This window comes from Lysinibacillus fusiformis (genome assembly GCF_003049525.1).
Lineage (GTDB): Bacteria > Bacillota > Bacilli > Bacillales_A > Planococcaceae > Lysinibacillus > Lysinibacillus fusiformis.
The window spans coordinates 19,206-39,832 of record NZ_PYWL01000003.1 but is presented as its reverse complement, the minus strand read 5'-3'; the positions used below and the strand labels follow the sequence as shown (position 1 = coordinate 39,832).

Sequence of the window (20,627 nt, the reverse complement as noted above, 5' to 3'; positions counted from 1 at the left end):
GAGAGAGGTTTATCACTGATCTATTCAGCCATTCAAAGACAATTGCCTCTCATCTGAGTGGCTTTTTATTTTGGGTCTGCTTGAAGTGCATCTACCGAATCCACGAATGCTGAGGGAAGACCTCGTCTAATTAGGTTTGCAGAAACTGGCTTTTTCCCAATCTCCCTAGCCCAAATTGATAATTGTCCTATATGGTGAATTTCATGTGCAATAGTATGGCGAACGATTTCACCCCATGTATGCGTCTCGATTGTTCCATCCTCTAATGGAAGATGAAGTAAACGCTCTTCCATACTAGCATCCCATTTGTTTACAAAGCTTGCTACTTCTAAATGAAACTCATCTGTTAATTTCCGAACTTTTTCAAGGCTTTTATAGTCATCAAAATTCTCCTGAAAATCATCTTTACCTTGTAGCACACGTATCCAACTCCACTCTACATCCACTATGTGGAAGAGTGTATGTAGTATATTACCCATACCACCTGTTCTATTTTCTAAAAGTTCTTCTTCACTCAACTCTTCACACCAACGGAACCAATCTTCTCTTACCACCCAATTATATTTAAACAATAATTGCAAAAAAATCCCCCTCTTGAAAATAAAATAATAGCCCTTTATTACTTCTTCATATATGAATAGTTTTCCTCCATTTTCTCACAATTTTCGCGTTATTATTGCAAATACTCGCTATTTGCATTAAACTTACAGAATCTTTCCTACAAAAAAATAAAAAGCCTTACAACCTTAGTGGCTGTAAGGTTTACCTTAATTATTTTACTTCGTGCTGAATCATCAGGTATAAAAAAACAGGTCAAGCTAATGGTAAGGTATCCTGAGCACTCAAACATACTCTCCTTGATACCTTACTCATTTTCTTAACCTGCCTAGCAAAGGATTACCATTAATTCGATTCTACATCGTCTTCTTTGGAGTAATTATATTGAGATGGATCAACTGGCGTATACCCTGTTGGCTTATAGAATCTCAATAAGTCACCATTCACGACTTTATCAGATAGTTGCAATTTAAGATCTACTTCATTCTTAATTGTTTTCGCAGACTCTAATTGACTATCATCTAGTGGTAAACCTGTTTCATTATCATAAAATTTTTCATTCACTGAATAGATTTTTGGGCTGACAAAATCGCCATTTCTAAATGGCACAATTTCATGGTGCTCTTCTGACAATAGGTCAGATCCAAATTGAACAAATTGTTGCGTATCAATTCCTAGTAAATGTAATAACGTTGGAAGAAGGTCTGTTTGCCCACCATACGTATGGTTAGTACCACCCTCCATACCCGGAACATGGATGAATAATGGAACGCGTTGTAAATTAGCACTTTCATATGGTGTAATATCTTTTCCAATTACTTGACTCATGGCTGCGTTATGATTATCTGAAATACCATAATGGTCGCCATATAGAACAATCATCGAATGATCATATAAACCTGATTCTTTTAATTGTTGGAAAACTTGTTCGATTGCTTCATCTGCATAACGAGCAGTTTGGAAATAATTATCAACACTTGCATCGCCTGTATTTGCTTTATCGATTGTTACTAAGTCTTGATTCATTTTATATGGGTAGTGATTCCCAACCGTAATTAATTTTGTATAAAACGGTTGTGGTAAAGAACTTAAAAGATTTTGCGATTGTTCAAAGAAGGGTTTATCTAATAATCCATACTCAGCCATGTCACCTGAAGTCCCCGTATTATAATAACTAGCATCATAGAACTTATCAAAACCAAAGGATTTATAAATCACGTTTCTGTTCCAGAAGCTTCCGTTATTGCCATGGAATACAGCCGATGTATAACCATAATCTTTTAAAATACTAGGAGCTGCCTGGTACGTATTTTGTGCTTTTGTAATATAAGCAGAACCTTGCGGTAACCCAAATAAAGAATTTTCTAGCATAAATTCTGCATCGGACGTTTTACCTTGTCCAGTTTGATGGAAGAAATTATCAAAATACAATGTATTTTTATCTTTTGCTAATGAGTTTAGAAATGGTGTAACTTCTTCACCGTTTAATTGATAGTCGATAAGAAAGTTTTGGAATGATTCTAAATGTAAATAGATCACGTTCATTCCTTTTGCTTTACCAAAATAATCAGCATTAGGCTTTGCGTAGTTGGCTTTAGTATAGTTAATCACTTCTGTAATATCACTACTATCCGCTAAAGCTCTTTGTGAAGATGCTTTCATCGTTTCTACTGAATCATAGATCGTATAGTTATACATTCCTAAATATTTCACAATATAGTTTCTATCAAAACCTCTTGTTAATAGCTGTGGACGATTAGCCTCAGCTAACCCTAAATTAAGAATTGAAATAGCTAATGCACATGTAATGATCGCCATTGCCTTTTTATAGCCAAAACGTTTTGTATCTTTTTGAATTCTTTTTGAGAATCGTAGGTAGAACATTACGAATACATCAACGAAGAACAAGATATCATATGGTTTTAATAAAGAAAGAACACTACCACCTAAATCACCAAAGTTCTGCGTTTGAGAAAGTGTTGGCAATGTAATGAAATCACTAAAAAATCGGTAATAAACAATATTAGCATACAAAAGAATGGACATCAGCGTGTACACTACAACAAGTGATGTATATTTTCGTTTTCCTCTAAAGATAAATGAAAATCCTAAAAATAGCATGGCTGAGCCAAGTGGATTTAATAGTAAAAGGAATTGTTGAATTACTCCTTCTACACCTAGGTCAAATTGTGTTTGTTGAGAGATGTATGTTTTAATCCATAACATTAAAACAGCTACTACATATATTCCAAAAAAGTTATTCAATAGGTCGTCTTTTTTACTTAATAAATTTCTCATTTCTTGCACCTACCTTGTACTTATTGAATTTAATCTTGATGTCTATTAACTTATATTATAAGTATTGCATTGCATTTAAAATAATGTTACGCCACGATAGCTTTTTTCGCGACCAATGTATAGTACTCCCCATTTAGACTTCTGTCAAGTTGTTAGGCATCATAATAGACAATTCGTATAATCATTACTAATTAACACAAATGTTGGCATAAAAACATCCGGTAAATGTTAGTTTATTAACTAGCATTTACCGGATATTTTAAGTAATGATTCTACCTTTTCTATTTCCGTTAAATTCATCCATTTTTAATAAACATACTTTTATTCGATAACATTCATTTCTAATTTTTTCTGTACAGCCTTAATCATTCGTGCCGACCCATAACAAATTTCTCCGTTTTTCATTAATATTTCTTTCTTTTTAAAATCCACTTCCTGAATATTGTCGATATTTACTACAAAGGAATTATGGCAACGAATGAAACTTTCATACTCTTTTTCTACGTCTTTCAGTTTCCCGTAAAACTCCACTTGACGATTATCCAAATGTAAAACAACTTTATGTAATGGAGAGGATTCAAAAAACATAATTTCATCAAAATTAACACTAATAATTTTATCTGCAATTCTTTGAACGAATTTTTTATTGGATGTCTTATTCGTCACTTGCTTTCTTTCATTTGTCACCTTTAAACAGCTAATAACCTTACTTTGTATTGAATCAACATCATCTTTAATAATAAAATCCATCGCTGCTACTTTATAAATGAAATTTAAATAAGTAAGTTCTGAGTGCGTTGTGACAAAAACAATATCGCCTATTGGATCCACTTTTCTGATTTCCGCGCCAAGTGTGATACCATTCATCTCATGATTCAGGTCAATATCAAGAAAATATAAACCAGATCGTTTACTCTCATTTATATAGTGTAATAATTCTTCTGGATCCGCGGTCGTTAGGACCAGTTGCATATCCAGATTTTCAATCATTATATAATTTGAAACATATCTGGCTATCTTCTCTCTTTGTTCCTTTTGATCTTCGCAGATAAAAACATCAATCATCTCAATCCCTCACTTTAAAATTACAATTTCCTGCTTAAAAAAACCATCCTCGATAACTGTATCCAACTGTGTCATATTTTCTTGATCAACCATCTTCTTCAGGCTGTTCAGCCCCAGCCCTCGATTTTCACCTTTTGTCGAGAATCCTTTTTCGAAATATTGAAAAAGTTTATGTCCGGTATCACTAAACGTATTCCAAACTACAAAGGACACGGATTGTTCGAGCTCAACAAACCCCACTCGTATGATACCCTTCTCCACCTCTTCAGCTGCTTCAATGGCATTGTCTAAAATAATTCCAATACAGCGGCACAATAGTACACTGTCCATATTCAAATAATGAATTTCGTTAGGGCATTCAAAAACCACATCTATCCCCTTTTCTTGTGCTGTAATCAGTTTGGAGGAAACCAAACCTTTTACTTCTGGAATTTTAATTTCAGACAATCCTCTCATTTTAAAATCATTATCACGAATCTCTTGACTGACACGCATAATATTATCATTAAAATAGCTCTCTAAAGCATTCATATCACGATTGTTAATATATTCGGACATAGAAGATAGGATATTGATGTAATCATGGCGAAAAGTTCGCATTTCATAATAGTTTTTTTCCAGCTGTTCCGTGTACATTTGTATACTGTTTAGCTCTATTTCCTTCTCCCTCATCTCTAACTGCTTTCTGAAGGTATATACTAGGAACGACAAACTGACAGCAAAAATGACGAAATAAATAAATAAGTACAGCGTATTCATCAATACTAGCGTATTTTGATTTCCTGTTAATCGTACATAAACAATCATTGTAAAATAAATTGTATATGTAAAAAGACCCAAGAAAGCTAAAATTCGTTTTGTAATCCTATCTTCTGCATCCTTCTCAAAAACTCTGAAAGTAATTTTTTTCCAAAGATTTATAAATATAATACCAATGATGAGTGTGATAAATTGATGTAGTAATACGGCTGAAAAAATGAGTTCGTTTGTTGCTGAGGAGATTGTATCAATATCTAAAACTTTTCCCAAAATGAAAGTTGTTATATGATCAATGAGGATCATACCGATCATTATTGTTGATGCGTAGTACAGTGCAGGTATCCACTTTAGATATGTATACTTAAACATACCAAGAACAAACGCAAATATTAAGAGCGAACCAAAAATATCTAGATACGGATATAGCCCGCCCATTATTAGACTAAACAGTATAACTGCAATAATATTTTCCTTTCGAATAAAACGTTTCCCTATGACAAAAGCTACTAAAATACACTGAATGGCGACTTGAACTATAGCTAATAGAATCACACGCTAATCCTCATCTCTCTATAGGAATCTAGTATGAATATTATACTATAGAAAACCAAATTAGCAAAATTTAGAATTTTTAGCGAAAACCTAGTATTTCACATATAATTTACTTTTTGAGTTCTTCTGGAATTGTTGGTTCAAATGAATACAATACACAGAAATTATGAACACTTAACCCGCCTACTGCAACAAACAGTTTTGTTAGACCTTCTGCAAACATATTTTGAATTTTCTTCATTTTCTTCTTCCTCCCTTATTTTTTCAATAATTTATATGTTAATGGAAGAATACAGCATACAGCTAGTAGACTTCCAAAAAATACTTGATTGATGACTAGTTGTGAGCTTGTACTAACCATTACTGCTACACAAATCGAATAGCCAATAATGGCTCTGTTTCTCAGTTTTACTCTCAACGCTTTATCATTAACACGGTTCTTTTCTGTATCTTGAGGGGCATATTTATAAAGACAGATATATACAGCTAGAATACCTATCCAAAACATCGATTCTGATATTGAAATATCTCGTATGATGATCGGTAGTATTCCGAAAAGGAAAATGCTTATCAACGTGCAGGTACTGCTTTTTTGAGCATGAATACCTCTAGCATAGACCCGTACTAATAAATAAGCACTGTGAAAAATAAATGTTAGCCAAACTGAATGCAGTAAAAATGCTGTCAAGTATACAGGAACGGCCTTCCCAAGATTAATGAGGCAGACTTCAATACCCAATTTACACTTCAATTCTTGAATTCTGGTCAGTTCTTGTCTTTCTTTTAATTTCCTAACCATATATTCTGCCAACACGTCTTCCCTAAATCCCTTTAGCAGTATTTCCATTTTTATCCCCTCCTTGTTTTTCTTTACAATAATAGTATATCTTGCTCTTCTATCATTTTTTTTAATATTTAGTAACTTACTACTCTGATTACATATATGCAAAAAAAAAAGAGGAAAATACACAGTTACGAGTATTTTCCTTACAATTATGAAATTTTTCATACGACAAACTCAACCAAATATTTGGGATACAGCGTAACCGCTTCACTATATCCTTGAAGGTCCATTCGATTAATACAGACTTTGTTTCTAGTGGGGAAAAACTCATTTTGTCGCATTTTATTATATAAATTAAATAACTGAATAAATAGAATTCTTTCCAAGAAGAAACACATCAACAACTCTTCATGATGCATGATGGCTGCATTCAGCTCACCTTCTGTTGAAAACTTAGGAATTTCAAACTTCGTTGTATTGATTAATGGACCAATCTCTAAACTATTTTCCTGACAGCTCAATGCCAGTATATACTTTGCAAAAGATTCAACTTGATTGATTTCTGCGATTTTCTTTTGTGTTCCAATTAGCAAATCAATATTGTCCTGTGGGTTTTCATCATAGATCGTTTGTACAAACGGTGATTTTTCCAGAAACTCTTGAACATTTGGGAATTTATCTTCTAACATGACTTGAATGTTAAAGATTTTCCCTGTATCAATAATTTTTTCTGCAAAAATCAAGTACTCTACAATAGCTTCTGTAGAAATGAAATAAGGGGTAAAAAATTCTGTATAGCTTCTCACTAGATTCAATAGATCTCTGGATTTTTGTTTTTCATAGGAGATAAACAATGTAGGGTCCTTTTCCAAAAGCTGATTTCCAAGCTTATTTTCTGAGCAGTCCATTGTTTCATCGATTCCATGATAAATAATCTCTTTTAATCTATTAAACTCGATATCTTTAACTTTAAAGGCCATGACTGTTTCTAATGTTATACAATCCTGGATCATAAAGAAATCGTTCATTTTTTTTACTTGATATTTCAATTTTAAGCAATACATATTCAACCTCCACTCCTTTCTATCCTATAAGAAATGCATACAAGGATGTTTGGTTATCACTCAAAAGTTTTGATAACTCAATATCATAAAAACCGCCCAATGGTACACTTTCCAACCCTAAGTAATTCGCTACCAACTGAATATTTTGTCCAATATGTCCGGCCTCCTGTTGAACCAATTTATAGGAGATATCTGTATACTTTCCTGAGATTCCTGACATATCACAGCTCAAAGCAACTGCGAACTGAGCGGTATTTGCCAAATACTTTTGGATAAACGCTTTACTCATTTCATCCCACGGCACGTATTGTTTAACTAATAATTTTTGAGTATCACTATTCAGCAGCATAATATTCCCCTGCTCTATCAAATCAACGTCTACCAATTGCTCGTTGAATAAAAAATAAATATTAACATAGTACTGTGCCCCCCCAGAAGGGTATGTACGGTTTTCTTTTTCACCACCAATCATGGCCAATTGAGTAAATTGTGCCATTACCTTTTTATCGACCTTCACATTCGTCTTGAATGGTTCCCTTGCCGAATATCTCGTCCCTAATGTTTTTTCAAATATATTATTATCGTCAATCGTATAATCTAAATCAATTAACGGATAATTGCCATTTCCCTGCAACTCTCTCGGTCTATGCGCATATACTTGAGTATTGGTGAATTCAGGTTCATTGATTGACATCATATGATAATCAATGAATTTTTTCTCTATATTCCTCTCTCCTTTAAAGTTCCACACATTCATTTCCTCCTTTTTAAGAAATCACCCAGCTTTAAGAAAAGCATCTGAAAAAATGAATTCATATTCCGGAGATACCCCTAATCGATTATTCAACATATGAAGATGAGAAATGACAATATAAAAGGCGTACTTTGGCTCCATTGTCGTTTGACATAACTTTATTTGAGCAAGCATAGATTTAAAAACCTTAAGATAGGGCTGATAGAATTCAATGGCAAGTTCTCCATTTTTCAATTGATCGATTCTGTTGTTAATCACTTTATATATTTGCTCTGGGGTCTTATTTTGAGAAAATTGAGTCCATATTTCACGATACGCATGAAACATTGTCTCATGCTTCTCAATATATCCTAATTCTTGAGCAATTTTTGTACAGTTATACATGAGGTCAATGGCTAACACATAACGCTGAGTTCGATTAAGCTTTTGAATAATTTGTCCAGCAAATTTTGAAGAGTGGACAAATAGTTCTTCAGACAACGCCATTGCTGCCTCCCCCCCATAACGGTTTAGCTCTGGTACATACTCGATCGCCTGAATTGAAAAGTTCGGATACGGAGCAGTTGGTACAATGCCTTCTGTCTGAATGATCGCCTCATCATAGGAAATAGCTTGAAATGAGTGACTACTATGCTTTAGATGAAAGCTCTCCAATAAGTGCTCCAATTCTTTTTCAATTTTTTCTGCTGCGTCTTGTGCTGTTTGGTATCTCAATCGGATATGGGGACCACCATCCCAATAACGAATGAAAAAATATCGAACTTTTTCTCTATCTAAATATGGCAACAAACACTCTTTTAAAAATTCTTCAATTAAGACATAATCATGAATGAATAAATGTTTAGATACCCACATAAGGTCCTCCTTTATTTTAGAAATATACTGTGACTTGTGTTCCAGCTCTTAAAAAGATTTAACGAGTAGCCAAGTTGTTCATTGTTCTCTAGTTTGAATTTTTCTTTTATTATTTTGTCATTATAATTTTTAATCCCTCGAGCAGCCAATCCATACTTCGCAGCAATAATAGATAAATGCTGTGCAAAATGACCCATCCTTAAAAAAATATCATCATAATCCTGACCTGATTTCTCAAAGGTAAAAAATAGCCAATAATACATGCCTTCCAAATTAGTGAAATCTTGATATTCTTGCAACATCTTCGTATACATAAGTTTACCTTTCGGTTGAATAAATTCACACGTTTCTCCAATCCGATAAAAACCACTTTTGACATCAGTAATATTATCTATAAACGTCCACAAGCCTATTCCAGGATAGTCCTGCACAGCTACTTGGAACTCCTGCAGTATTCGATGGTGTGTATTAACTGACATCAACTTTTTAACTACTGCATCGCCTTTAATATTTTGCTCCGATACTCTTCTCCTGAAAAATTCTGTCTCCGGTTGCGCTTTTATATCTGTTGTACTCAAATGATATTCTTGGTCTAAAGCTATTTCCAATACAAGCGGAATTGTGACAAATTCAACAGGCTTTTCAAGCGATGCTGTTGTTAGTTTACGGTGACGAATTTGATGACCATTTAAAACATAGTCAAGATTATAAAGATAATGACCTGTATTCAATAAACTTAGCATTAAAGAAAACTCACCATAATATTTTTGGAGCTGACGATTGTCATTTACGATGACGAGATAGTCTCTTTCAGCATTCAATCCTTTAAAATATTCTTGGTGATATACATAAACTTTGTCTGTTAATGCTTTGTATACAAACATATGCGTTTTATGAACAAATACCAATTTAAGACTATCTATATTTCTAGCTTTGGGAGAAAAAGAATGGAAATAGTATTTGCTGAAAAAATCTATCCGCTGAATCATCTCTAAATAATAATAGAGATCGTAAATAATGGAACTCCAGCCATCACTTTTACCAAGCTCCTTCAAAAATTTCATGTCAATCACATCTAAATGATTATTAAACAGTGGTTCTTCATCAACATGTGCAACAGACAATGATTGCTTATAGCGATCCTCTCCGAATCGATCTAAATATTGTTGATCAATCATCCTTATTCCCTCCCGTTCAATTATGGAAATGGATGGGGTGTTTTCTCTATCCAGTCTTTATCTAGCTTCCCTGTCTTCTTAAACTGAATAGCCTTTTCAATTCGTTGACTGACAACTCGTCTATTTTGATGCCCAAAAGTCATCGTCAGCATGCCAGGCACTATATATTTCACATTTACAAATCCTGCAGAAAATAAATTCGGATTTTCTGTCATAGCCCGATACGCTTTACCAGATATATCGACCAATTGGCCTTCAAGCGTTCGAACAACCTCGGAAAATTTCCCTTGATATATTGTATACCCTGCCTCCAATTGCTCGTAGGAAGACACCATTTCGGTATTCAATGCAAACGAAAATGCATATTTCATCTCCTTGTTTGAGTAAAGTAGCAAGTGGTCTTCCAACTTGTGCACCGATTGAGGATTGTCCAACAATTGTCGTTTCCTTGTCTGATATTCCTTATTATTGAAGACATTTGTAAAAACAGTAATCGCAGTTGTAGCTTCAATCAACGCTCGCTCGATTGACTCTTCCAAGTCAAAGGAAGCCGCCGCAGCCGTGTAGAAGGCCATTTCATTTTCCTTAGGCTCCTCTTTTTCTAATAAAACCCAGATTGTCGGAATTTTCACTTCCATCGATATATCAAACAAATGTACACGGATGTTTTTTTGCTTTAAAGAGTCCAAATAAGCCTGAATTTTTTTAGATTGAATGCTAGATTCATCAATTCTGACAGGTGGAATCTGTCCATACCAAGTAGCTAAAAAAGCATCGCGTTCAATCAGCTCTAGCATCGCGTGTAGGCTGGCCTCTGCTTCTGTTGAACCGAGAGCACTGCCATTAGAGCTTTCGTAAATATATCTTTTTTCATTAGAAACAACATGAGAGTTGTAATAAATTAGCTGCTCGGGAATTAGAACATCTCTTTCACTATGCAATGCCCAAACTTTTTCATAATTCAGTGGCTGATCTTCCGAGTAATTTTCTGGATTGCCATAATTGCATTGTGCCATCACTTCACTCAGTGTGAGATCAATCACTTCAGAATCTTTTTCCCGCATTGCCCTTTGTTGCTTTTTATAAGGAAACGCTGTGGCATAGCGCTCCAATGATTCCAAAATAGAAATATATTTTGACTTTTCATACGTCCCTGTCCGACCATAGGAAAGCATTGATATTCCCTTATACAATACTTCTGTCTGAACCATTGGTGTTCCATAAGAATCGCCGGAGCGAGCCAATGCATTTACAATCGACGATGGATGCGCATAGATTAATTTTTTATTTCTTTCAATCTTTTCTCTTACTTGTTCAAAGCTCAATTGTCGATTATCTTTTGCATTGAATAGAGTATCCAATTCCTGAGGTCGATTTGAACCCGTATCTACATTACACTGACAATCTCCTCGCTTGAAGGTTGCTTTCGCTTGGATTTCCAATGTATCTCGGTTTATTTCATAGAGGAACGGTTCGCTATTTGTTTGGAGCTTTTGCACAAGTGTATCAATTATTTCTGATTCTAATCGATTTGGCTGGTCTTCTTGCCAACCAAAATATTGTTGATAGCTTTTCAGTTCTTTTGTTCGCTCCTTAAAGCAATCTAGGCAAAAGAATGAATCATTCTTTGATGAATGAATAAAAATATACTTTTGGTTTGTCAGAATCGTAGCAATGTTTGTTTGTATGGTCATCACTCCACCTCCAAAAGTTCATATTCAAAACCATGATCATTGAGTATTTTCCCTACAGTAGTCTGCTGACCATTTACTAAATTTTCTTGATTAGAGTTGTCCCAATTTACAGAACTGACTTCTTTTAGATGGAGCTCATTTAAATCTACGGATTGGAAGAATGATTCCTTAATAGATACATCATTCATATGCATACTAATCCAAGTCAGTAAAACTGTTATCAACTGAGCTGCTGTTTTTACAGGGAGCTGAAAAATGAATGCCTCCGATTTATCATTTACAGCATACAAGTAATACCCCCCTCTACTACATGCCTGGAGGTAGAAATTGGTAGATAACTTTTCTTGATTCATTAAACTACTAATAAGTTCTGATTCCTCCAGCTCATTCAGATCTAATCTGTACAGTTTCCCTGTTTTATGATGTTGGGTACTATAGATGACTTTTCCCTGCTGCTTCAATAGAAGATCCTTTGAATAACTATTTTTTAATATTTCGATAAATGCTGCCTCTGAGAGAAACTGTGCGAGCCTTTCATAAGAAATATCTGCAAAGAAGTAATTTTCATCGTCTTCTGTTTGTACAGTAATAATCTGTAACGGTGATTGGTTGTAAGTAAAATACGCTCTATTTTTATTAAAAGATACTATCTTTGAATCATATTTTTTTACAAAAGTTTCGAGTGAATTATAATTCTTGATAGCATCTTGAGGCGTTCTTCCTGAAATTTGATAATCCACCTTTTCAATTCCATCAAATGCCAATTTCCTTTCAACTTCCATGAGGGAATTAATACTGAATACAGGGGCCTCTTTCCCAATGATAGATATAATGGCGCCATAATAAAGGAAACCTGCTAGAAGCTTCTCTGAAATATCCTCAGCTGACACAGCCTCAAAATTCGGATGATTTCTTGTGGAAACCCATATTTTATCTTCTTTTTTCCCAATATAATAATGTGAAGCGATTTTCCCGTCTGCCAAAACTTCAATATTTTCTACTTCTACAATTTCATGTTGAATATGATTTTCTGCCAATAATTCACTGAGATAAATTGCACCAAAATAAGATGCGGGAATGTTCACACAAATTCCCTCAATGTCTCTCAGACCTTTTTCTACTGATAGACATTGCTCTTCAACCCACGGCAAATAGAGACTGTTTTTGTGAAGATCATAAACTTTTGGATCAATTAAATAAAAAACATGTTTTTCTATAAGAAATTGAATGAGTTTTGTGTAGCGGTTAAACTCTTCAAAAAGTGCTGTTTCTTCACTTCCCTGATAGGCCTTACTAATCAGGGAAGTGATTTCATCATATTCTGAAATACTTAGTTTTAATTTTATTAATTCGTTTGATCCATATATAAATAGGTCGGGTTCATTATAGTGATATCGAATATTTCTTCGAGCCTTTATTAGCATATTACTCACTCCTTCTTATTGTTGAACTTAATGACAACTAATGAAATAATCAGAAGGGCCGATGTGTACCCGATGGAAATCAGCATATCTTGATTGAGTTCAAATGTCTGATTCCAAATTGAGATATAAATATTATTTAAATGATAGAATGGGTTTACATAAGATACATACTTCACAAAATTCGGAAGACTTTCCACCGGAACAGAGAAGCCCCCAGTAAACATAACAATTTGGAACAATACAATAGACAAAATAAGTGCTGTTTTTACTTCCTTAAAGTTTGAATAAATTGCGTGAGAATAAACCAACATCACCGCATTAATTAGTAATAAGCTTACATATGACATCAAAAAATTAACAATTGAAAGCTGCAAATCATAAACTAGTAAGCCAATCAAAGTGATTAAGAAAAATCCTGCTGTAGCTATAATAAATGACTTAGCAATACTGGACATGAGAAGAATTTTATCAGTGATCGGCGTAATGAAAAGTCTTTTTTCAATACCAGCTGCACGATTCATTACCTGATCAAAACCAAAGGCAAAAAATACGACTGAAAAACTAATGAGGACAATAAACGAAGGTGTATACATTTGAACATAGTTCATTCCTCCGCTATAGGTTGCATTACTGAACATTTGTCCCATTAAAATATATGTGACAGGCGGTACAACAACCGTAAAGACTAAATAAAATAACTCTCTAAAGAACATTTTTAAGTCATATTTAATTTGTGTTAATAACATATTTGCTCCCCCTTATTTGGCAATTTTATCGAGATAAAAGCTATTAATAGATTTATGACCGGATTTCAGAATATTTTCTGGTGTATCGAATACTTCGGTTACACCCTCATTAATGAAAAGAACTTTATCACAATAGAGTTCGATTTCATCCATATAATGAGTCGATAAAATGACTGTACTGTCATTTTTCTTAATATATCCTGTAATACTTTCCCATAATATATTTCGCATATGAGGGTCCAGTCCGGTAGTCGGTTCATCCAAAATAATCAAACGTGGTTTAGAAGAAAAAGCGATTGCTAGACTCACCTTTTGCTTCCAGCCCCCAGATAAATTATCGAAGAATGTATTTAAATGCTCCTGCAATTCAAACTCCTCAATAATTTCATTCAGATCTACTTTGCTACCATAATAGGATCTAAAAAGATCTAGTAATTCTTTTACTTTTAATTTTTTATAAAACTGTGTAGGTTGCAATACTGCGGATATATTGCTTTTAATTTTTCCAAGCTGAGCTTGATCAATTTCTTTTAAATTATTACCAAAGACAACAACCTTCCCGTCATTAAAATCTTTAATGGTCATTAAAATTTCTAAGAATGTTGATTTCCCAGCTCCATTTTTACCGATAACACCAATAATCTCACCTTTTTCAGCAATAAAATCTATTCCTTTTAGAACAGCCTTTTTTCCATAATTCTTTGTTAGTTTTTCTACCTTTACATTAAAATTCTGCATCGTTCACCCTCCTAATTGTCAATCGTATATTCCACAACATATTCCCTAAGCTCATTATTAAATTCAGGTAACACCTCTTCGATAAAGAACGTAGGATCTTCACTTTCTTCATTAGTAATTTCATTCATAAAATGTTTGAATAGTATGGGTACTGTAATATCAATAAACAATGGCTTCATCGCAGAAATTTCTTCACCCATACGGTATTTCTTTAAAAAGAAAGTTTCAGGTAAATCCCTGTCTTGAAAATAGTTATTTATTAATGAATACAGCTCTACTTCATTTGCCGCATCCTTGCTTATACGCTCAATATCCTCGTGTTTGATATTCCACTTCTTTCTGTACATCACAATATTTTCAAAACTAATTCTTGGCATATCACTTCTTTTTTTCAAAAAGTAATTTATATCAAAGTTAATTCTTCCGCTTTGAAACAGAAGTAGCAATACAGATAAAACACCTGGTAGAAACACTGGCACTAATGACGATTTATAGGCGACCCTTGCTTCATTTTTCTGATGGTCGAGCACTTTCAATTTTTTCGTTTTCTCATCGTATTTAACCGAAAAATCTGATATATGAGGATACCCAACATCATGGAATCTCTGATTTCCAAACTCTAAATTTAATTTTTGTTTATAATTTCTATCATGAATACCGCCATTAAATCCAAACAGCTCTGTCACTTCATAATAATTTTTATCATAATAATTTTTCCCTATATATTCTTGATACTGTGAATCATTATTCAAATCCTCAAAGAAGTCTTTAAACCTGGATAAAAATTTCTCCTGACCGTCATAAATATCGTTTAAAATTACTTTCTCCTGAAAAAGCTGATAAAAGAATGTCATACTAAATTCATTGCCGTATTTAATATACGTAGGAATTTTTTTAGAGAAGGGCTTGATTAGTTCCTGAAAATCTATTTCTACATCTTGATTTTCATCTAAGTATTGGGAAAAGAATGCTTTAAATTCGTCTCTAAGATCATCCAAAATCTTTACTTCAGGTGCAATCGCGTCATCATAGCGGTAATCCATGTCTTGGAAATAAGGGAAGAAGTATCTCAATTTTTCGAAGAATACATTGTTTAATAAATTGCTGTCAGATAAACTTATCTCCGAGTGCCCATATATTTTTTTATAAAGCGCAGCAACTTCGTATTGCACACGAATATTCACATCAAACAACAGTAAAAATGCCGTAATTTCTTCAAAAAAATGATTAGAAAATTTATTGTCAATATCTTTAAGGCTGCTCTTATTACTTTGAGCATCAAACAAGATATCTTCATATAGAATCTCCGTACCAAAATTCGGAATAGTTTCACTCAAATTTTTAATAATATCCTCAATCTTTTTCCAAAGAACTAACCGCCCATTTGTATCTGCCTGCTCGAATTCCTTTTGCAATTCATTAATGAATTGCAGCTGGCGTGATAGCTCTTCGCAAATATCATGGTCTTTTAAATAGGAAATCATTTCTTCTACAAGATTTCTTTTAGCATTTACTGAAATTTTTTGTACTACGATTTTCGTGGTAACAAGCTTTTTAAATACATCCAACTCATGCCCCGAATAAAGATCATGTTCACTTAGAAATTGAGCAAATTCTTTATAATACATAGTTTGCCCTTGTTTTTTCTTTAGAAATTGAATTACTTCTTCCGCAATCCCCATCTCAACCAGCTTATCTCTTGTTTCATATATTTTCTTAGATTGCGGTACATTCTCTTGCGTGACAAAAAAGATTTTAGAATTCCTTTGCCCAAATTTAGAAACATGGACTGGAATTTTTTCTAATGTATCATTGTTCGTACGAATAACTTCCAAAAATATTCTAAAAAGTAGCGCATGGTTTAATTCGATATTTGCCTTCTTTTTGATTAAAAATCGATTACCAGAAGAGCCTGTTTGCGTAAGATAAGAAAACGGACTAGTCTTCATAGAGCTGCGCATTAACAAGTTGATAATAAAATTGTCCAACTTTTTTTCTTTTTTATTATGTGTTTGGACAGGTTTGGATAAATATTTTTCAATGTTCTTATAAATAGTTTGATTAAAAAATAAAACGGTCTTTTGCAGCTGCTCATCTGCTATTTCTCGTTGCAGAATCTCTCTTGACTTCAATACAGCTTCCTCATACCTTTGTTGCAGTGCTTCTTGATACAACTCTAATTGATCTAAAAGCTCTACTAGTCGATTCAATAAAATTGGCCCTGAGTATTTCCTTAAACGAATGCTACGCAAATTATGAACATCCCGTTTCAGATTCAATAGCTTCGGATCCTTTTGTAGAGAGAACTCTTCTTCAATTTGACTGACTACCATTTCTTTCTCTCTTTCAACTTTTGCATGAACATTGTCAATCGCTTCTTTAGCAGACTGAATTTCCTTCGCTTTTTCTCTCATTTCAAAGTACCACTGATCAGAAGTATTGGTTCCTCGATAAATACTAAATGGATTTTGAGTAACGATTATAGTCAAGTCCTAACTCCTCCCTCCAAGTCATCCCTTTTTTACTTTCCACAATTCTGTAAGCCATATAAATATACTTTTGCTTCTTCAAAGCACTTATATTAAAGTAAGGTAATAGTAAATACAGCAGATTTACGGTAAATCTATAAGCCGTTGCCTCAGGATTTTCCATAAAGTTATTTTCCTTTGAATAGGCAACAAAATTCCTATGAAATTCATTTTTAAAATTCTTCTCTAATTCCTCAATAGTACGAGTCAATTCCGCTTTATAGTGATCGTCTAACAATTCATCCACCTGACTTAAACAACTTCCATAGAACTCTGTAAAATAGTTAAACCATCTATTGATTATTGGAGAATGTGCTTTCTCTGCAGCTTCTAAACCTGATTGTTTTTCTAAATAAAATGTCTCAAATAACTTTTCGGTATATGGTTTCTCTTGCTTGGCAGAAAGCTCAAAGAAGCCCTGAACATGCGAGACAAACGAAAAATAACCTTTATTATTATTCTTTTCATGATAGACATCTGAAATTCTCGAAAAAATAAGGGGAAACAGCTCCTCAACGCTAATGTTCTGTGCTTCTATATAGTTTCGAGTATCCAATAGCAATGGGTAATGTCTGAATCGTTCGTTCATATATAAATTCGTTAATCGTTCATTATGAACAGGCAAATTATAAGGATATATGTCCATTTCCCCGTGTTCTCGAATAGCTCGTTCATTTTTCTTATTTTCTAAATTTGATAGCAATCGGAAGCTTTGCTCATATTTTTTCTTCACTTGATCAATATATGATTTATCCAATGGCTGTTCTTCGATTAGCTGGCGCACTCTTTTTTTCAAAGTGTCATATTCAGATTGTGAAATTTTATTTTTTGTAATCAACTGAATATGAGGTCCCCCCTCCCAGCCTTTTGACACAAAATATTGATGTTTATCCCACAACTCATCAATAAGTAATAGCAATGATTGTTCTAATGAACTGTCATAGTTATAAATACAGGTTTGATACATGGCAACACACCCTTATGTATTTTTTCTTTAACAAGACAATGTTTGATTCTAAAAATTCATTTGTTCAATTCTTCATGGTTTAGCATCTTCAAATAAAGAGAATTGGGCGGTTGTCACAATATGTTGTTTCAACCGCTCCATTTTTTAAGTCATTAACAAGAACCACAGCATGATGTTGAGCCGCATGTAGATGATGCTGAACAACTTGTAGAGCCACTGCTTGCAGTTGTTTCTGGAATCGCAGACACCTCGTCTAAATCTAGTAATTCCACTTCTAAATCAAATTCTTTTGTAGTTACTTCCTGCGTATGCATCTCTTTTTTCATCCCTTGTTCCTCCCCATTAATAGTAATTAATTGTTTATACTATTTTTCGAAACCGACTCTACCTCTTCCAAACATTTATTAACAAGAACCACAGCATGATGTTGAACCACATGTTGATGATGCCGAACAACTTGTTGAGCCACTGCTTGCTGTAGTTTCTGGGATCGCTGACACTTCATCCAAATCTAATAATTCCACTTCTAAATCAAATTCTTTTGCATTTACTGTTTGAGTAGTCATCTCTTTTTTCATCTTTAGTTCCTCCTATAAATAATGATTATTTGGTTTCTACAATAAAAACTTAAATTTGTCCAAGTGAATTATTAACAAGAACCACAGCATGATGTTGAACCACATGTTGATGAAGCTGAACAACTTGTTGAGCCACTGCTTGCTGTTGTTTCTGGAATCGCTGACACTTCATCCAAATCTAATAATTCTACTTCTAAATCGAATTCATTTGCACTCAGTTCTTTTTTTCTTAAGTCTTTTTCCATTTTTCTTTTCTCCTTTCATTTATTTACATACACACTATAACTCGAGAATTCTACGGTTATTCATTCCTTTCATACAAACTGCTCCTCTATACTTAGGTGTCCTTGTTAGCTAAATTAGGTGTGCAATTTTCTATCTTAACTGTCAATAAAATTTGTTATTTTCCTGATTGATGGCAATATAAACATGATTGATTTGAATGAAAAAGAACCGCTTAAGCATTTTTCTCAAGCGTTTTTTTCCATTCTATAGGAGATAACAGTCAACCATTCTCGCTAGATGAATTTTTACCAAACTCCAACATTTGTAAAAATGGTATACTAGAACCATTTAATGGTTAATAAAAAAATTAGAAAAGAGGGTAGATTTAATGAAACATATATATGCTTTTGAAAGTAAAGAGGATTTCTCCATATTTTAGGGGATCATCGAGAGACTTACGCAAAATTTATTAAAATTCCAACACGCATTATAACAAAATCATGCTTTGAGGGATTTACCAAAAGGTATAGGTTGGACATCCGAAGAATTAGCTACAGCTATATTTTCTCAAATACCTATACCTGCCTTTACAAACAAGGATACGATTTATATTTCTCCTGACTTATCAGGTTGGAGGAAATTATTAGTTAGCCAGTTAGAAGGTCATGAGAATGATCACCCAAGTCTAAAAGAGTTTTATGAAAATATGTCGGAAAATCAATTATTAACGATATTAGGGCATCAATTAACTCATCATTCAAATTTATTCGTTGATGAGTTCGATGATGAGAGAAAGGACAGCATATGGTTCGAAGAAGGAATGTGTGATTATTTAGCAAGGAAATATTTATTGAATAGCGTTGAATTTAATAAAATTACTGAAATAGAATCAAAAATGATAGAAATATTTAAAACCAAATACGGCAATCATTCCTTGGATGAGTTTGGAAAATTTAGTTATCAGGGAGGTTTAACGAGTATAATGTTTGATTATTGGCTTAGTTTTATGGCTGTCAAGTATTTAATAGAGGTACGTGCAAATCATAATGTGATGGTAGTTTTTGATGAATACCATAAATGGGATAAGGAAGGTAGGAAATTGCCATTAACGCAGTATTTTAACATAGATTCCTTATTCGACTAACGTGTATGATGAAGTTCATACACGCCAGTCCTTTTGGTATAGGGGATTTCTGTCTTACATTGGCTCAAGGTTTTACCTTAGTTACTGATAGATTAACCATAAAAAAGTTCAGCCAGAAAATTCTGGCTGAACAATATCTTATGAGGGACCCCATTTAAATTACCATTTCACATTGTTTTTATGATTTTTTAAATAAACATATTCTGAATTATTAAGGGCTTTCCAACTACTCACAAAATTCAAAAGCAGCATGAAAACTCCAAATAGTACAAATCCGACCATATAATGACCTGAGAAAAATAAAACAAACGCTGCAACTAATAATGCTATCATCAATATGATAGCTAAAACTTGCCATTTCCCGTACTTCTTTTCATCCACACACTCCACCTCCTAATAATTGAATATTTTGTATATTTAATTATGTATTATTTTACAATTTTTTGATATTTTACACAAACTTCATGGAGGTAGCCTCTTTAAAGGATTCGCCTACTATTGAAACTTACTTCTGACACAATATCTTATTTATCAAATAATAATGAATTCTAGAAAACCAGTAATATAGGACTTCTATTTCAAGCTTTTTCTTCTATCTTATGGGGTCTCAATGTCACTAAATTTCCATTTCCACACCAGATTAACATATATTGTGTTACAATCGCTATACAGAAATATTTAAAACCTTGTAGAAGAAGGAATGAGAATTCTATGAA

Annotated in this window: 21 protein-coding genes; 1 reads left to right on the top strand and 20 read right to left on the bottom strand. The window is 33.5% G+C overall.

Translation table 11 applies throughout. The annotated features are described in order from the left end of the window. Positions 1-65 precede the first annotated feature (65 nt). The 19 genes from C9J29_RS09055 to C9J29_RS08965 form a co-directional block, all read right to left on the bottom strand. Positions 66-581: a DinB family protein gene (locus C9J29_RS09055; RefSeq protein WP_043990758.1), complete on the bottom strand. Its 516-nt coding sequence runs from the start codon at positions 579-581 to the stop codon at positions 66-68. 322 nt (positions 582-903) lie between these two features. Then, positions 904-2,856, bottom strand: coding sequence for a lipoteichoic acid synthase (gene ltaS / locus C9J29_RS09050; RefSeq protein ID WP_096365153.1), 1,953 nt, complete (start codon positions 2,854-2,856; stop codon positions 904-906). 321 nt (positions 2,857-3,177) lie between these two features. Beyond that, a complete protein-coding gene (locus tag C9J29_RS09045) occupies positions 3,178-3,921 on the bottom strand; it encodes a LytR/AlgR family response regulator transcription factor (RefSeq protein WP_036119362.1) in 744 nt (247 codons plus the stop codon). Positions 3,922-3,930: 9 nt separating this feature from the next. Beyond that, on the bottom strand, positions 3,931-5,232 hold the full coding sequence (locus C9J29_RS09040; protein ID WP_008179417.1) for a sensor histidine kinase: 1,302 nt from the start codon (positions 5,230-5,232) through the stop codon (positions 3,931-3,933). Between the two features lie 109 nt (positions 5,233-5,341). After that, the gene (locus C9J29_RS09035; protein ID WP_008179416.1) at positions 5,342-5,473 is read right to left on the bottom strand and encodes a cyclic lactone autoinducer peptide; all 132 of its coding nucleotides are present in this window, start codon (positions 5,471-5,473) and stop codon (positions 5,342-5,344) included. Positions 5,474-5,488: 15 nt separating this feature from the next. After that, complete coding sequence (locus C9J29_RS09030) at positions 5,489-6,079, bottom strand: accessory gene regulator AgrB (RefSeq protein WP_043990601.1); 591 nt, start codon at positions 6,077-6,079, stop codon at positions 5,489-5,491. A 158-nt stretch (positions 6,080-6,237) separates the two neighbouring features. After that, positions 6,238-7,080: an ABC transporter permease gene (locus C9J29_RS09025; RefSeq protein WP_089987131.1), complete on the bottom strand. Its 843-nt coding sequence runs from the start codon at positions 7,078-7,080 to the stop codon at positions 6,238-6,240. 19 nt (positions 7,081-7,099) lie between these two features. Beyond that, positions 7,100-7,837 carry a SagB/ThcOx family dehydrogenase gene (locus tag C9J29_RS09020; RefSeq protein WP_090002174.1) on the bottom strand — a complete coding sequence of 246 codons (738 nt, stop codon included), beginning with the start codon at positions 7,835-7,837 and terminating at the stop codon, positions 7,100-7,102. Between the two features lie 18 nt (positions 7,838-7,855). After that, complete coding sequence (locus C9J29_RS09015) at positions 7,856-8,689, bottom strand: thiopeptide-type bacteriocin biosynthesis protein (RefSeq protein ID WP_008179409.1); 834 nt, start codon at positions 8,687-8,689, stop codon at positions 7,856-7,858. Positions 8,690-8,700: 11 nt separating this feature from the next. Continuing rightward, positions 8,701-9,867 carry a nitroreductase family protein gene (locus C9J29_RS09010; RefSeq protein ID WP_107922027.1) on the bottom strand — a complete coding sequence of 389 codons (1,167 nt, stop codon included), beginning with the start codon at positions 9,865-9,867 and terminating at the stop codon, positions 8,701-8,703. Between the two features lie 20 nt (positions 9,868-9,887). Further along, the gene (locus C9J29_RS09005) at positions 9,888-11,561 is read right to left on the bottom strand and encodes a YcaO-like family protein (RefSeq protein ID WP_090002176.1); all 1,674 of its coding nucleotides are present in this window, start codon (positions 11,559-11,561) and stop codon (positions 9,888-9,890) included. Further along, positions 11,561-12,985 (bottom strand): hypothetical protein, encoded by a 1,425-nt coding sequence (locus C9J29_RS09000; protein WP_090002178.1) that lies wholly within the window; start codon positions 12,983-12,985, stop codon positions 11,561-11,563. Before C9J29_RS09000 ends, C9J29_RS09005 begins: the two co-directional genes overlap by 1 nt. A gap of 5 nt (positions 12,986-12,990) precedes the next feature. Beyond that, a complete protein-coding gene (locus tag C9J29_RS08995) occupies positions 12,991-13,731 on the bottom strand; it encodes an ABC transporter permease (protein WP_008179402.1) in 741 nt (246 codons plus the stop codon). A 12-nt stretch (positions 13,732-13,743) separates the two neighbouring features. Beyond that, on the bottom strand, positions 13,744-14,469 hold the full coding sequence (locus C9J29_RS08990) for an ABC transporter ATP-binding protein (RefSeq protein WP_008179401.1): 726 nt from the start codon (positions 14,467-14,469) through the stop codon (positions 13,744-13,746). A gap of 11 nt (positions 14,470-14,480) precedes the next feature. Next, positions 14,481-16,958, bottom strand: a complete 2,478-nt coding sequence (locus C9J29_RS08985; RefSeq protein WP_089987126.1) for a lanthionine biosynthesis protein — start codon at positions 16,956-16,958, stop codon at positions 14,481-14,483. Then, positions 16,927-17,964: a hypothetical protein gene (locus tag C9J29_RS08980; RefSeq protein ID WP_107922026.1), complete on the bottom strand. Its 1,038-nt coding sequence runs from the start codon at positions 17,962-17,964 to the stop codon at positions 16,927-16,929. The genes C9J29_RS08985 and C9J29_RS08980 overlap by 32 nt, the downstream gene beginning before the upstream one ends. 152 nt (positions 17,965-18,116) lie before the next feature. Continuing rightward, positions 18,117-18,290 (bottom strand): thiazolylpeptide-type bacteriocin, encoded by a 174-nt coding sequence (locus C9J29_RS08975; protein WP_008179397.1) that lies wholly within the window; start codon positions 18,288-18,290, stop codon positions 18,117-18,119. 78 nt (positions 18,291-18,368) lie between these two features. Continuing rightward, on the bottom strand, positions 18,369-18,542 hold the full coding sequence (locus tag C9J29_RS08970) for a thiazolylpeptide-type bacteriocin (RefSeq protein WP_008179395.1): 174 nt from the start codon (positions 18,540-18,542) through the stop codon (positions 18,369-18,371). 71 nt (positions 18,543-18,613) lie between these two features. Continuing rightward, the gene (locus C9J29_RS08965) at positions 18,614-18,787 is read right to left on the bottom strand and encodes a thiazolylpeptide-type bacteriocin (RefSeq protein WP_008179393.1); all 174 of its coding nucleotides are present in this window, start codon (positions 18,785-18,787) and stop codon (positions 18,614-18,616) included. Between the two features lie 485 nt (positions 18,788-19,272). Between C9J29_RS08965 and C9J29_RS08960 the strand changes: the two genes are divergently transcribed. Next, the gene (locus tag C9J29_RS08960) at positions 19,273-19,911 is read left to right on the top strand and encodes a hypothetical protein (RefSeq protein WP_107922025.1); all 639 of its coding nucleotides are present in this window, start codon (positions 19,273-19,275) and stop codon (positions 19,909-19,911) included. A gap of 159 nt (positions 19,912-20,070) precedes the next feature. On the opposite strand, the gene C9J29_RS08955 is transcribed toward C9J29_RS08960, so the two are convergent. Further along, positions 20,071-20,292, bottom strand: a complete 222-nt coding sequence (locus tag C9J29_RS08955; protein ID WP_089987122.1) for a hypothetical protein — start codon at positions 20,290-20,292, stop codon at positions 20,071-20,073. Positions 20,293-20,627 lie beyond the last annotated feature (335 nt).

What these genes read in the sequence shown, in the direction of transcription:
- C9J29_RS09015 (WP_008179409.1), bottom strand. Translation starts at nt 8,689, where the DNA reads ATGTGGGTATCTAAACATTTATTCATTCATGATTATGTCTTAATTGAA.
- C9J29_RS08995 (WP_008179402.1), bottom strand. Translation starts at nt 13,731, where the DNA reads ATGTTATTAACACAAATTAAATATGACTTAAAAATGTTCTTTAGAGAG.
- C9J29_RS08990 (WP_008179401.1), bottom strand. Translation starts at nt 14,469, where the DNA reads ATGCAGAATTTTAATGTAAAGGTAGAAAAACTAACAAAGAATTATGGA.
- C9J29_RS08970 (WP_008179395.1), bottom strand. Translation starts at nt 18,542, where the DNA reads ATGAAAAAAGAGATGACTACTCAAACAGTAAATGCAAAAGAATTTGAT.
- C9J29_RS09010 (WP_107922027.1), bottom strand. Translation starts at nt 9,867, where the DNA reads ATGATTGATCAACAATATTTAGATCGATTCGGAGAGGATCGCTATAAG.
- C9J29_RS09000 (WP_090002178.1), bottom strand. Translation starts at nt 12,985, where the DNA reads ATGCTAATAAAGGCTCGAAGAAATATTCGATATCACTATAATGAACCC.
- C9J29_RS09045 (WP_036119362.1), bottom strand. Translation starts at nt 3,921, where the DNA reads ATGATTGATGTTTTTATCTGCGAAGATCAAAAGGAACAAAGAGAGAAG.
- C9J29_RS09020 (WP_090002174.1), bottom strand. Translation starts at nt 7,837, where the DNA reads ATGAATGTGTGGAACTTTAAAGGAGAGAGGAATATAGAGAAAAAATTC.
- ltaS (WP_096365153.1), bottom strand. Translation starts at nt 2,856, where the DNA reads ATGAGAAATTTATTAAGTAAAAAAGACGACCTATTGAATAACTTTTTT.
- C9J29_RS08975 (WP_008179397.1), bottom strand. Translation starts at nt 18,290, where the DNA reads ATGAAAAAAGAGATGCATACGCAGGAAGTAACTACAAAAGAATTTGAT.
- C9J29_RS09035 (WP_008179416.1), bottom strand. Translation starts at nt 5,473, where the DNA reads ATGAAGAAAATTCAAAATATGTTTGCAGAAGGTCTAACAAAACTGTTT.
- C9J29_RS09030 (WP_043990601.1), bottom strand. Translation starts at nt 6,079, where the DNA reads ATGGAAATACTGCTAAAGGGATTTAGGGAAGACGTGTTGGCAGAATAT.
- C9J29_RS08965 (WP_008179393.1), bottom strand. Translation starts at nt 18,787, where the DNA reads ATGGAAAAAGACTTAAGAAAAAAAGAACTGAGTGCAAATGAATTCGAT.
- C9J29_RS09005 (WP_090002176.1), bottom strand. Translation starts at nt 11,561, where the DNA reads ATGACCATACAAACAAACATTGCTACGATTCTGACAAACCAAAAGTAT.
- C9J29_RS09025 (WP_089987131.1), bottom strand. Translation starts at nt 7,080, where the DNA reads ATGTATTGCTTAAAATTGAAATATCAAGTAAAAAAAATGAACGATTTC.
- C9J29_RS08980 (WP_107922026.1), bottom strand. Translation starts at nt 17,964, where the DNA reads ATGTATCAAACCTGTATTTATAACTATGACAGTTCATTAGAACAATCA.